Source organism: Bacillus sp. FSL R7-0672 (assembly GCF_038601465.1).
Taxonomy (GTDB): domain Bacteria; phylum Bacillota; class Bacilli; order Bacillales; family Bacillaceae; genus Bacillus; species Bacillus pumilus.
The window spans coordinates 3,559,502-3,572,875 of sequence record NZ_CP152010.1; the positions used below are offsets into that span (position 1 = coordinate 3,559,502).

Here is a 13,374-nt window from a genome sequence, read left to right on the forward strand (position 1 = left end):
ATTAGTAAATCAAACCGACAATACCTGCTGTTAAGAAGCTGACAAGTGTTGCACCAAATAGAAGCTTTAATCCAAAGCGTGCGACAACGTTCCCTTGTTTTTCGTTTAAGCCTTTGACTGCTCCAGCAATGATACCGATAGAAGAGAAGTTCGCAAATGATACAAGGAATACAGAAATGATCGCTTCTGTACGAGCAGTGAAATGCAAACCTTCTCCAGTTAGAGCAAGCATTGCCACAAATTCGTTAGATACCATTTTGGTTGCCATAATGCTTCCTGCTTGTACAGCTTCGCTCCAAGGTACACCGATAAGGAAAGCAAATGGGGCAAATACATAACCAAGTACATCTTGGAAAGAAACACCGATGACAGCTGTAAAGATTCCATTAATCATCGCAATTAATGCAACGAAACCAATCAACATCGCAGCGACAACAATCGCTACTTTGAAACCATCCATAATATATTCGCCAAGCATTTCAAAGAAGGATTGCTTTTCTTCTTCTACAATTTCAATCATGTCTTCGTCCTTAGCCACTTCATAAGGGTTGATGATAGACGCAATAATAAACCCACCAAATAGGTTCAACACGAGTGCTGTTACAACATACTCTGGTTTAATCATTTGCATGTACGCACCGACAATAGACATTGATACTGTCGACATCGCGGATGCACACAATGTATAAAGACGTTGCTTAGGTAGTAATCCGAGCTGTTTCTTAATGGAAATAAAGACTTCTGATTGACCTAAAATCGCAGACGCTACTGCGTTGTAGGATTCTAGTTTCCCCATTCCATTTACTTTACTAAGCAAATACCCGATTCCGCGTACGATAAGCGGGAGGATACGCCAATGCTGCAAGATACCGATCAATGCCGAAATAAAAACGATCGGCAGTAAGACATTGATGAAGAAAGTTGACGCCTTATCATTCATTAACCCGCCAAATACGAAGTTGATTCCTTCACCGGCATAGCCTAGAAGCATTTGGAATCCTTTTGCAAAACCTCCGACTAGGAAGTTCCCAACACCTGTATTGAGCAGAATATAACCTAAAATAAATTGCAGTACAATCATGACAATTACTGGACGGAATTTTACTCGTTTTTTCCCGTTACTAGCCAGCCATGCAATGGCGAGAATCACCAGCAAACCGATGATACCAATCACGTATTTCATGTTTTTCCTCCTCGAATGAATTCGTTTACATTAATGCGATTGTATGGAACAAACCCTATTTCGTAAACAAAGTGCGGAAGAAATTCCCAAAAGTGAGATCCTTCCGCATATGACTTTTTCACCATTTATGAGTCACGAATGTTATCCTACCATAGGATCGTATGAATTAATAGTCTTTCGAAGGAGCTGATTGATCCCCTTTGATAATAGACACCCCTGCACTCGCACCAATTCGGGTAGCGCCTGCAGCTAGCATTGCCTCAACATCTTCTTTTGTTCTCACTCCGCCTGATGCTTTCACACCGATGTCAGGTCCTACTGTTTTACGCATTAATGCGATGTCCTCAGCAGTTGCACCGCCTGTGCTAAATCCAGTCGATGTTTTCACAAAATCAGCGCCAGCTTTCACTGAAAGCTCACAAGCTTTGACTTTCTCTTCATCTGTGAGTAAGCACGCTTCAATAATGACTTTCACAAGTGCCTTCCCTTTTGCTTCGTCTACAACTGCACGAATATCTTGCTCAACTGCATCAAATTCGCCGTCTTTCAGTGCCGCAATATTGATGACCGTATCCACTTCTGTTGCTCCGTTTTCAATCGCATTCTTTGTTTCGAATGCCTTGACCGCCGTTGTATTTGCGCCTAACGGGAAACCGATGACAGTACATACATCAACGCCTGTTCCTGCTAGTTCTTTCGCTGCAAGTGATACCCATGTTGGATTGACACAAACGGATGCAAATTGATGAGTCTTCGCTTCTTCAAGTAACTGCAAAATCGCAGCTTTAGTTGTATCTGGTTTTAGTGCTGTATGATCAATAAGGTTTGCTATCGTCATGCTTCACACTTCCTTTTAATTATGATACTTTCATCATATATGACCGATGAACATTTGTAAACATGGTTATGAAATTTTGTTCATTTATTTTGTGACATTTAAAAGAACTCTTGCTGTGTGCTGATCAATGATCAATACGTTCGCATATTTCCCTCTAAGTGCCCCGTGGATAGAAGCAACCTTGCGATGTCCGCCAGCAACAAGAATAGAGCGTTCTTTTGTTCTTAAATCATCAAGCTCCACACCGATTGTGCGATTGTTAATCGCTTCACTGCAAATGCGTCCTTCTTGATCATAAAAGCGCGAACAGATGTCTCCGACACTGGATGCCTTAAGCAGTGCTTTTTCTTCTTCGCGGAAGTAACCAAGTCTAAACAAAAGGGCTTCATCTCTTACCGTTCCAACAGTGAACACAGCAATATTCGCCTGTTTGCCCATTTCAATGATGCGCTGAATATGTCTGTCCTGTTCGACCATCTCTTTAACAGCTGCACTATCAAACACAACAGGAAGCGGCAAATAGCGTGGTGCGGTTTGAAAGGCCTCAGCAAACAGCTGGATGGTTTCCGCAGAATATGTATTCACATGGGAGTGGCTAATCCCACCCTTCAGCTGGACAACCTCTACACCTTTGACCTGTTTAGGTTGCATCTTTTGAGCAATTTGATACATGGTGGTTCCCCAGCTCACACCAACAATATCACCGTCTTTCACTGTGTCTTGCAAGTACTCGGCACCAAATTGGCTCAAGTATTCGGTGATCGTTGGATAATCATCTTTGGGCGAAAACACCACATGAGCTTCGAGCAGGTCATATTTTTCTTTGAGCAATGAAGACAGCTCATTCAAGTCTTCAAACGGGTCCATTACCGTTATCTGGACGTATCCCTTCTCCTTCGCATATTGAAGCAGCCGAGATACAGTTGGTCTCGACAGGTCGAGCTGTTTGGCAATTTCCTGCTGGCTGTAATCCGATAAATAATACAGCCTTGCCGCTTCAATACTCAGTTGTTGTTTCTCCCGATCCATTCGTACGCCTCCTTTTTTCTTCTATCATAACAAATTGTTCAACTTATCATGCACAAATGTTCATTTGAAAAAAATCGTATAGGCGGCTTGGAAGGTCTCATTCTTCTCTAAAGTTTGAATACCAAACTTTTCCTTGTACTGCCCATTCGTCCCTTCAACATCGGCAATACCGTACCAAGGCTCAATACAAACAAAAGGGGCCATTGTGCCTTTTTCTTGATGATAAGGTGACCAAATGCCAACGAACGGAAAACCAGTGAGATCAACCTCAACCCCGTGACCTGCCTGAGACGTCAATGACACTCGATTGATATGACTAAAGATCATCGCATCATGCTGAAAAAGCTCTGGACGAAGCTGAATCGTTTCAAGCTGAATCCCTTTTTCTTTCTCCCTGATAAGTGAATTTTTTAGTTCATATTGGACAGGAAGATGCTCAGTAGACGGCGTCAATGTCAGGGTATAATCCGCTGTGCGCTCTCCTTCAACAAGCGGAACTTGAAATGCGGGGTGACCTCCGATGGAGAAATACATCGTGTCATCTCCGGCATAATCAATTTCCCAGGAAATCGTCAGACCATTTTCCGACAGCTCGTATCGAATACGGGCGGTAAATTCATAGGGATACTGCTCGATGTGGCGGCCTTTTGATTCATATTGAAAGGTCACTGTATGTTTCGTTTCTTCATGTAAATCAAAATCAACATCACGCAAGAATCCATGCTGCGTGAGCTCATAGGTCTGATCATCTATTTTGTATTGGTCATTCTTTAATCGTCCAACAATCGGGAATAAGACAGGCGACACCCTGCCCCAGTATGCAGGATCGCCAGACCACATATATTGACGTCCACTTTCCTTTTGAAGCACCTCTCTGACCTCGGCACCTCTCTCATTGATCTGAATCAATAACTGATCATTTTCAATCGTTCTCATTTCACACATCCCCTTTCCATCTTCTTTTATTATGACAGGGATTTTGGTTTTGAGTATAAAAATAAGGCAGCCTTCCAGACCTCAATTCTTTCTTTATATAAAAATTTTTAAAAAAGACAGAAATTCGCCAACAAAATGTGATGCTGATTCGTCTAATCTTATATAAAATAAAAGAATCGTTGTTCTTTTGGAGTGACAACAAAAAAGAAGCGTTTTGACATAAATGGGGGATTCATTTTCATGAACAGCAAGGAGAATCGTTTACGTTATATATTAGGATTAGATGGGCTAAGAGCCGTTGCTGTATTGGCGGTCATTGCTTATCACTTACATATTGGACCTGCGAGCGGCGGGTTTCTTGGCGTTGATTTGTTTTTTGTGATCTCTGGTTACTTGATTACGACGATCTTGTTACATAAGCAGGATTTGGGTTATCAAGAGCTTTTACCATTTTGGATGGGCCGGATCAGAAGGCTTCTTCCAGCTGCTTACGTGATGATTTTCTTAACCGTCAGCTGGTGTGCGATTGCGGGTTCGAATGCACTATTGTCCATTCGCGGCGATGCCTTATCGTCCTTTTTTTATGTCAGTAACTGGTGGTACATTTTCCATCAGCTTTCTTATTTTGATAGCTTCAATGCTGTATCTCCACTGAAAAATTTGTGGTCTTTGGCGATAGAAGAGCAATTTTATATTATTTGGCCGGTACTATTGATTGCTGGGCTAAAATGGGTGAAAAATAGATCCCATCTGCCAATGATCACCTTTGGCCTTGCACTTGTCTCCGCCTTATGGATGGCAATTCTTTATTCACCAGATACGGACCCAAGCAGGGTTTATTATGGAACAGATACTCGTGCATTTGCGCTTCTGATTGGGTGCAGCCTAGCATTTGTATGGCCCATGCAAAGACTGTCCAGCAAAAAACTACTTCCTGTTGGCAGACGTATTTTACATATCGCTGGTTTTGGTTCCTTTGCGGTTTTTCTTCTATGTGTTTATGCAGTGGACGAATTTGACGGCTTTCTCTATCAAGGCGGCATGCTTTTATTCTGTCTTAATGCAGCGATTTTAATTGCATGCATCTGCCACCCTGCAAGCCTATTGGGAAAATGGCTCTCCTATCAGCCGCTCGTCTGGATTGGAAAGCGTTCTTATGGTATTTACCTGTGGCATTATCCCATCATCGTGCTGACCACCCCTGTCATTGAAATTGGACAGCCTTCTATGGGGCGTGTCGCATTGCAGATCATTGCCATTTTACTTATCGCAGAGGCCTCTTACCGCTTCATCGAACAGCCTATTCGCCGGCTTGGCTTCACACAATATTTTGCCTCTTGGTCTATTTGGAAAAAGGGATTCAAACAATGGTCTACGTCTCATAAAGTGTTCCTTGGAATCACTGCAGCTCTTTTAATCTTATTTACCATTGGCATGTCCAGTTCATCCCATACATCTCCACATGCCAAGGAAGTGACACAAATTAAGACGGCACCGAAAAAAGCAGGAGACTCTACGGAATCGAAAACGAAAAAAAAGAAAGAAAAACACGAGAAGAAAGCAGCAGATCAGAAGCAGTTCCACCAAATTCTTGCTATTGGTGATTCCGTCATGCTGGACATAGCACCGAATCTTGAAAAGGCATATGCACAAATCACCATCGATGCAAAGGTTGGCAGACAAATGAACGAAGCCGTCAGCATCGCTCCTCAGTATGCTTCATTTAATCAATCTGATGCCGCTGTTATCATTGAACTTGGCACAAATGGCTATTTTACTGAGGGCACATTGACAGCATTCATTCAGCAATTTTCAAAGGCGCACATTTTCCTTGTGAACACGAGAGTCCCAAGGTCTTGGGAAAGCGATGTGAATGCAGTCATTCAGCGAGTGGCCGATCAACATTCCAATGTGACCCTGGTCGATTGGCATTCAGCCGCTACCGGACAGCCATCTTATTTTCAACCTGATGGTGTTCACCTTTCAACAAAAGGCTCTGATACATTGACACAGCTCATTACAGCAAGTATCAAGAAAAAAGGAGATGTGTCATCGTCATAAAAAAGAAGACAAAGTGCTAAAATAAACATCATTTTAGCACTTTGTCAACAATCTAAGACTAGCATCCTGCTAGTCTTCTTTTATGCCGTTAAAAGGCTGGCTTTCAGCGCTAACACACGCTTTTCCTTCGTTGTTTGATCCACCAACGCAAAATCACCATTCTCATATGCTAATGAAAATAATTGTTCGATATGAAACATACCTGTCTGAAACCGCCTGCCCAATAAAAGCAGTGCCGCAGCAGAGGCGACTTGAGCTGTTGCTTGAGACTCATCATGCCCTTTTATTCCAAGCGCTGCTTGATGAATCTTGTTCCCTTCCATTCCTGTCGCCTCCACTTTCACTGCATATTGATCTGTTCCCATTTGAGCAGATTGAATCATAGAAATGGCTCGTTCCTTGATTTTCGGCACAGTGAGAAGGGACGTCATTCCAAGGCTCCTTGTGAAGGCAAACGCCCGCGTTGCCGCGCGAGAATCAAAACAAAGCCTTGTTGTCACAGAAGGCACGCTGAGCGTCGAAGGCAATGTCTGCTGATCAGAGAAGGGGAACTGATAGGCTTGCCGCTTTCCAAGTTGCACACCAAAATCTATACGCTTGCCTCCAGTAAAGCTTTTGACTCTTTTACGCTGATGATGCTCAGTAACCACATAGTCAGTATGGACATTGTCAAGCGTCCATTCAATGGCGGCTTTTCCATGCTGATCACCCAATCCAAGCATAATCCCTATATCTATTTGATTCACTGATGAGAGCATAGATACTGTTTTCGCTGCCAATAAATTCGTAAGGCCAGGCGCAAGCCCAACGCTGAGTAAAGCCGTTGCACCGATGAACTGCTGATCCAGCTTTGCCATCTGTTCCATGTACGCCCCTTTCGCAGAGATATCGATATAATCAATACCTGACCGCAGAACTGTTTCAGCAAATGACGGGTCTTCTTGATCAAGGCACATGATCACCAGCTTTGTTTGATCCATCCAGTCCGAAAATAACGGCTCACTAACATCTAATTGATAGGGAAGAACTTTCCCTTTTGTCTGGCGTGAAAATTTCTCTGCCTTCTCATAGCTTCTGCCTGCCGCTACAATTTGCCCTGGATACACTTCGCTTAACTGAAGACATATTTGCTGTCCAACATGTCCATAGCCGCCTATCACCATCACCTGTGATCTCATTTCTCATCCGCCTCTCTACGGCCTCGCTTGCAAACAAGCCCCTTAATCATTCCTGCCTGAAAATAAGGTCTGATGTCTTCAAATCCTGCTTTGATTAAATGCTCTTTTATCTCTTCCTCGGGAACAGGGTGTGTCGCGCTCCCCAGCCTGTTTTTAAAGGACGTAAACACTTCTTTTTCTAGACCTTGCCGTTGCATGAAAAGAGAAAGCATGTGAAGCTCCTGTTGAAATGCTTGGGACTTCATCTCTCCATGTATAAATGCCAAAATAAACGGCGCATCTGGTTGAAGCCTGCGGGCAATCTCTTCTAAAAAGAGCTGGCGCTTTTCTATAAAATGAATGACAAGCAAGCTCACCCCTGCATCGTAAACAGGTTCAGCAGAAACCTTATCTAATGAGGTCTCATGCCATGTGACACGCGACTCCATCTCAAGCTGTGTAACTCGCCGTTTCGCCATGTCCAGCATAGAAGGTGACGGATCGATCCCTGTGATGAGCCAGTCTTCTTTTCTTTGAAGCATGTTGATGATCTCTTCGCCCCCGCCCGCTCCAACAGTCAGGATGCGGGGAGCCGTTCCCATTAATTCAGTTTCTAATACGTCTATTGTCAACTCATGCAATAGCTGATAGCCGGGTACTTTATAGGCAATCGTCGCTGCATATGACTCAGCAACGGGATCGTGCCAATGCTTGTTTCCTTTCATGTCCTTCTCCTCCAGTTCCTTTCCGCTTTACATCGTTTCCTGTACACTAACGGTATGACATCTTTATTGTAAAAAGAGACACCAGAAAACACGATCCCTAAAAGTGGGGATTTTTGAGGAGGAGATCATGTGACCAATCCAGCCACTCATTTTCAGCAGCTGAGACAACACATTCGGGACGAGCTTGCTGCCGTCCTTGATTTTGATGCCGCCTGTATCACGACCATTGATCCAGCCACTCTCCTCTCGACAGGTTCCTTCACAGATGAACCGATTGAAGAAATTCATGACCAGCTGTTTCAAAATGAGTTCTTAAAAAAGGACGTGCATCAGCATGAGTCTCTAGCCAAAGGTCCTGTTCATGCTGCGAGCCTGGTCCAAAGCGGAGAATATCTCAACAGTGAGCGCTACCAAGACATTTTGTTACGTAAAGGATGGTCTGATGAATTGCGGGCAGCCCTTGTGATTCAAGGAGAATGCTGGGGTATTGCCAGCCTCTATCGTCTAAAGGACAAGGAAGCTTTTCAAGAAAAAGATATCAGAGCGGTCATCGAACAAACGCCTAGACTCGCAGCCAAGCTGAGAGATGAACTTTTCAAGAAAAGAGATACTGGAGAGGACGCGGCGGCGGAGCAGCAAGGCTTCCTCATTCTCTCGCACGATTACAACCTTCTTTATGGAAATGAGACGGGTCTTCATTGGCTTCAGACGTTTCAAGCCTTTGAACAAATCCATGACAGGGCGATTATGCCGCGCCCGTTTAGAGCATTAGGGGCAAAACTTTTATACGGCGGCATCGACCAAACAGCGGCAAGCATGACGAGATTGCCTACGGGGCTGTTCCTCTCTCTTCAAGCATTTCGATTAGCGCAGGCAGCCGGTCAGGAAGAGGCTGTCATGATTCACATCAAGAGAGCCCAAACCAATGATATTCTTCCTTATGCGGCAAAAACATACAAGCTGACAGAAAGAGAGATGAACGTCCTCGACTGCCTATTAAAAGGACAGTCTACAAAGGAAATTGCCAGTACTTTATTTATTTCAACCCATACCGTCCATGATCATGTGAAGGCGATGCTGCAAAAGACAAATTTGAGCAGCAGACGGATGCTTGTTTACTTTTTCTCTCACATATAAAAAAAGCGGCTACCTCAGTGGTAGACCGCTTTTTGTTTATTTTCCTAAAACTAACTCATGCAGGACATGTGCTACTCCGGCTTCATTATTGGATTTTGTCACAACATCCGCTACTGCTTTGACATCATCAATGGCATTTCCCATGGCAACGCCGCAGCCCGCAAATTCCAGCATCGATACGTCGTTCCCATTGTCACCAATAGCCATGACCTCTTCACGAGCAATCCCCAGCTCTTTCGCTAGAAGCTTCACGGCATTCCCTTTGCTGACTTCAGGATGCAGGATCTCAAGGAAGAAATCTGTACTTTTCACCATCATGTACTTGTCTTTTACTTCAGATGGAATGGCTTGTATCGTCTTTTCCAAACGTTCTGGCTGATCAATATACATCATCTTCGGAAGTCTCATTGAAGGATCTGCCTCTTCAACAGGTAAATATTTAAGCGGCAGCTTTGTTAAATAAGATTCAAGTACTGTGTACTCACTAATATCACGATTCGGTGTGTACAAATGAGCGGAATCGAAATAATGCATCGGTGTATCGAGCTCACGGCTCAGCTTATATAAAGAAGTTAAATCCTCATAGGATAACGTCAGTTCTGACACTACTTCATTTGTGTGACTGTTTTGGACGAGTGCCCCATTGTAGGCAATCACATAATCTCCCTCTTGATTGAGCTGAAGATCATCTAAATAGCGATTCACTCCGCCAATAGGCCGTCCTGTACATAATACGATTTTAACACCCTCTGCTTTCGCCTGTTGAATGGCTTCAAACACCTCATCCGGCACCATATGTTGATCATTTAATAACGTACCATCCATATCAATTGCAACTAATTTATACATTCACTGGTCCCCTTTTCTCAGCAAAAAACGTGCTGCACTATTTTAGGCCATCATCTATATGATGACAGGTTATATCATTACTATTTACCTATTTTAGCCTATCGTTTTTTCATCACGCTGTCTACTTGTTCTCACTGTAACAAAATTGTCATATGCCTTCTCTATTATATCGTATTCTATTTATCCTGCTTTAAATAGAGTTTCTGCCCTTTTCCAACGGGGAAATGATAACAAATGTTCACCACTGAATATTTTAAAACTAGCAAATCTAATTGTATGATGGATAGCAAAGAAAGGAGGTGCAGGAAATGCTTACGTTTACTAGAGGTAAATTGTCAAAAATGTCTGGTGTGCATATTGAAACCATTCGTTTTTATGAAAATGAGGGTGTGCTCCCCGAACCAAAGAGAGCACATAACGGCTATCGTTTATATGATAAAAAATATGTACTCATGCTATCCTTTATCACAGAAGCAAGAAAGCTAGATTTCTCACTCAAAGAAATTCGTGAAATTATTAAATCGCTATTTGAAAAACAATCAAAGACAGAAGCTGAACAGCTGCTCGAACAAAAAGTTGAGGATATTCAACACTCCATTCAAGAGTTAAAGAAGAGGAAAGCTGCCATTCAATTGTTAACAAAACAAACATTAGCAAACATCAGCTAATTGTAAGGGTTGCCAAAGATGTGCCAGTGTTTGCCACTGGCGCCCCTCTACGCCCAGGTCTCAAGTGCGCGTGCGATTCAAACATCAGTTATACTAGAGACAGCTTTACTTGATATCAAACGAGTGGAAGGGGTTTTGAATAGAATGAACATTGCAACCATTGGAACAGGTGTGATTGTGGAAAGCTTCTTGCAAGCGATTGAACAGCTTGACGGCGCTTCTTGTCATGCCGTCTATTCAAGAAAGGAAGCAACGGCAAAGAAGCTCGCAGACCAATTTGATGTAAAAACGACTTATACAGATTTAACGGCTATGCTAGAAGATCCAAACATTGAAGCTGTTTATATTGCATCACCGAATCGATTACATAGCGAGCATGCGACGGCTGCATTAAGAAACGGAAAACATGTGATTTGCGAAAAGCCTTTCACCTCTAATGTCAAAGAGCTGGAAGCCTTAATCGCACTCGCAAAGGAAAAGCAGCTTCTCCTCTTTGAAGCCATTACGACCGTTCATATGCCAAACTATCATTTAATCAAAAAGCACCTTCATCAATTAGGTAAAATCAAACTGGTTCAATGCAACTATAGTCAATATTCAAGCAAATATAATCAGCTGCTAGCCGGCGAAACGCCAAATGTCTTTAACCCTGAATTTTCAGGAGGAGCATTGATGGATATTAATATTTATAATGTCCATTTCATCATGAATCTCTTCGGATCACCGGAGCAGGTTCGCTACCAGGCAAACCGTCACCTAAATGGCATCGATACATCTGGTGTTTTGACTTTCACCTACAATGATTTCATTGCGACAAGTGTCGGCAGTAAGGATACAAGCAGCATGAATTTTGCATTGATTCAAGGAGAAAAGGGCTTCATTCATGTGAAAAATGGAGCGAATGGCTGTGAGGAAGTGCTGCTTCACGTGAATGACCAGGTGATATCACTCAATACACAAACAAATTCAAACCGCCTATTTTATGAAGCAGAGGCTTTTCAACACATCATTGAAACAAATAATCATGAACAGTGCTATGCATGGCTCGATGAAAGTCTCTCCGTCATGAAAGTCCTTGATGCTGCAAGAAAAGATGCCGGTATTGTTTTCCCAGCAGATCAATTTTAATGAAAAAAACCGCCTTCTTATGAGAGGGCGGTTTTGACGATTAAATACTCTTTGAATAGGCAACAAGGCGCTGAGACATGTGGTTCACTTCATCGACTGCAGCATTTACTTGCTCTGTTAAAGCAGCCTGTGTTTGCGTAAGAGCTGTCATGTTCGAAATATTTTCAAGAATTTCATCAATTTGCGTTTTCATTTCCGTTAAACTAGATTCGATATTCTCCGTTGCATTGGCACTATGAAGCGCCAGCTTACGCACTTCATCTGCGACGACTGAGAATCCGCGTCCTTGCTCACCAGCTCTAGCTGCTTCGATCGCAGCATTCAAACCAAGTAGGTTCGTTTGGTTCGCCACTTCTTTGATCAAGTCAGAAATGTTTTTCGTCTCATCTGCACTGTTTTTCGCTAGATTTGCGGCAGACGTTGACTTCTCTTGAGCTACAGCAAGTTCCTGTGCTTGGTTTGTAACAGAGCTAATGCCCGATACCATCTCACTAATAGAACTTGAAAGCTGTTCTACCTGAGAAGCCATTTCATTGGCTGTTTTCTCTTTATTTTTTTCTAACGTGATATCACGAATGGTTCCTGCAACACGAAGAGGTACACCCTTCTCATCACGAATGGTTTCACCACCGGCATGATACCAACGATAATCGCCATTTTTACTCTGCAATCTATAATCAATGTCAAATGGCGTGCGCCCAGAGTGGTCATTTAAATGATCCGCAAAGGCTTGCAAAGCCATTTCTTGATCCTCAGGATGCAAACGATCGCTCCAGCTGCTCAAAACGTTCGGGAAATCTTTTTCATCTGTGAAGCCAAGCGTTTTTCTAAACTGTGGAGACCACCAGAATTCGTTGTGTGGATTAACTGAATCGCCAGCCTCTACGACCATATCCCAAGGAGCTTCCACAAGCGCACGGTTGATCAAATCATATCTCGTCACGAATGCTTGCAGTTCTTCTTCTTTCAATTTCTGATCATGAATATCAAAAAGAGCTCCCGCCACACGAAGAGGGACACCATTTCGATCACGAATGGTCGTGCCAGTTGCTTTGAACCAGCGATAATCTCCGTTTTTCAATTTCAAGCGATATTCGATATCATATGGTGTACGTCCCGAATGATCCAATAAATGCGAAGAGAATGCATTTAAGGTATATTCTTGTTCATCTGGATGGATTCGAGATGCCCAGCTGTCTAAAACATTTGGAAAATCGTGCTCATTTTGAAAGCCGAGCATTTTGCGGAAATCATCCGTCCATGTGAATTCATTTTTTGGATTGACCGGATCTCCAGCGATAACGACCATATCCCATAAACCAACTTGAATGGCTTTTGTCACCAAATTCATCCGCATTTGAATATCTTCATTTACTTCCTGCATCTTTTGCAAAGCTTCATTTATTTGGGCTACTGCTTCAATCGTTTGACTTGAAGAGAATGCAGCAGTATCTATTCGTGCTGAAAGGTCTCCCTTGTCAATTCGTTCTACTAATCGACTGCTTTCCTTTAAAAGGGTTCCCGCTGACGAATCATTTGCTTTTCTCATAAACATCTTTCATAACTCCTTTCATTCCTTCATGCTTTTTTGAAATATTTTACAGTTATAAACAATTCTTTATTAGGACTTTAGTAATACAAAAGATATATCGACAAAAACTGA

Annotated in this window: 12 protein-coding genes; 4 read left to right on the forward strand and 8 right to left on the reverse strand. The window is 42.8% G+C overall.

Annotation, left to right across the window (positions count from 1 at the left end):
* Position 1 precedes the first annotated feature (1 nt).
* The 4 genes from MKY18_RS18175 to MKY18_RS18190 all read right to left on the reverse strand — a co-directional run bounded on the left by MKY18_RS18175 (position 2) and on the right by MKY18_RS18190 (position 3,986).
* Positions 2-1,183: a NupC/NupG family nucleoside CNT transporter gene (locus MKY18_RS18175; RefSeq protein WP_113767910.1), complete on the reverse strand. Its 1,182-nt coding sequence runs from the start codon at positions 1,181-1,183 to the stop codon at positions 2-4.
* Positions 1,184-1,349: 166 nt separating this feature from the next.
* Positions 1,350-2,021 carry a deoxyribose-phosphate aldolase gene (gene deoC, locus MKY18_RS18180; protein ID WP_342497630.1) on the reverse strand — a complete coding sequence of 224 codons (672 nt, stop codon included), beginning with the start codon at positions 2,019-2,021 and terminating at the stop codon, positions 1,350-1,352.
* Positions 2,022-2,105: 84 nt separating this feature from the next.
* On the reverse strand, positions 2,106-3,050 hold the full coding sequence (locus MKY18_RS18185; protein WP_113767912.1) for a sugar-binding transcriptional regulator: 945 nt from the start codon (positions 3,048-3,050) through the stop codon (positions 2,106-2,108).
* Between the two features lie 60 nt (positions 3,051-3,110).
* Positions 3,111-3,986 carry an aldose 1-epimerase family protein gene (locus MKY18_RS18190; protein WP_185108134.1) on the reverse strand — a complete coding sequence of 292 codons (876 nt, stop codon included), beginning with the start codon at positions 3,984-3,986 and terminating at the stop codon, positions 3,111-3,113.
* A gap of 240 nt (positions 3,987-4,226) precedes the next feature.
* On the opposite strand from MKY18_RS18190, the gene MKY18_RS18195 reads away from it, so the two are divergent.
* Positions 4,227-6,047, forward strand: a complete 1,821-nt coding sequence (locus MKY18_RS18195) for an acyltransferase family protein (RefSeq protein ID WP_065099226.1) — start codon at positions 4,227-4,229, stop codon at positions 6,045-6,047.
* Between the two features lie 80 nt (positions 6,048-6,127).
* On the opposite strand, the gene MKY18_RS18200 is transcribed toward MKY18_RS18195, so the two are convergent.
* Positions 6,128-7,225: a saccharopine dehydrogenase NADP-binding domain-containing protein gene (locus tag MKY18_RS18200; RefSeq protein WP_113767914.1), complete on the reverse strand. Its 1,098-nt coding sequence runs from the start codon at positions 7,223-7,225 to the stop codon at positions 6,128-6,130.
* Positions 7,222-7,929, reverse strand: coding sequence for a class I SAM-dependent methyltransferase (locus tag MKY18_RS18205; RefSeq protein WP_126741005.1), 708 nt, complete (start codon positions 7,927-7,929; stop codon positions 7,222-7,224). The genes MKY18_RS18200 and MKY18_RS18205 overlap by 4 nt, the downstream gene beginning before the upstream one ends.
* Positions 7,930-8,058: 129 nt before the next feature.
* Here MKY18_RS18205 and MKY18_RS18210 point away from each other — a divergent pair, with 129 nt between their 5' ends.
* Positions 8,059-9,066, forward strand: a complete 1,008-nt coding sequence (locus MKY18_RS18210; RefSeq protein WP_126741006.1) for a helix-turn-helix transcriptional regulator — start codon at positions 8,059-8,061, stop codon at positions 9,064-9,066.
* 36 nt (positions 9,067-9,102) lie between these two features.
* Here MKY18_RS18210 and yidA read toward each other — a convergent pair whose 3' ends face one another.
* Positions 9,103-9,915: a sugar-phosphatase gene (gene yidA / locus MKY18_RS18215; protein ID WP_003215147.1), complete on the reverse strand. Its 813-nt coding sequence runs from the start codon at positions 9,913-9,915 to the stop codon at positions 9,103-9,105.
* A gap of 308 nt (positions 9,916-10,223) precedes the next feature.
* Between yidA and MKY18_RS18220 the strand changes: the two genes are divergently transcribed.
* Both MKY18_RS18220 and MKY18_RS18225 read left to right on the forward strand, forming a co-directional pair.
* Positions 10,224-10,583 carry a MerR family transcriptional regulator gene (locus tag MKY18_RS18220; protein WP_003215283.1) on the forward strand — a complete coding sequence of 120 codons (360 nt, stop codon included), beginning with the start codon at positions 10,224-10,226 and terminating at the stop codon, positions 10,581-10,583.
* Between the two features lie 144 nt (positions 10,584-10,727).
* Entirely contained in the window at positions 10,728-11,711 is a 984-nt protein-coding gene (locus MKY18_RS18225; RefSeq protein ID WP_340913589.1) for a Gfo/Idh/MocA family oxidoreductase, read from the forward strand.
* A 40-nt stretch (positions 11,712-11,751) separates the two neighbouring features.
* Here the strand turns inward: MKY18_RS18225 and MKY18_RS18230 are convergent, their stop codons facing one another.
* The gene (locus tag MKY18_RS18230; RefSeq protein WP_044140354.1) at positions 11,752-13,266 is read right to left on the reverse strand and encodes a PAS domain-containing protein; all 1,515 of its coding nucleotides are present in this window, start codon (positions 13,264-13,266) and stop codon (positions 11,752-11,754) included.
* Positions 13,267-13,374 lie beyond the last annotated feature (108 nt).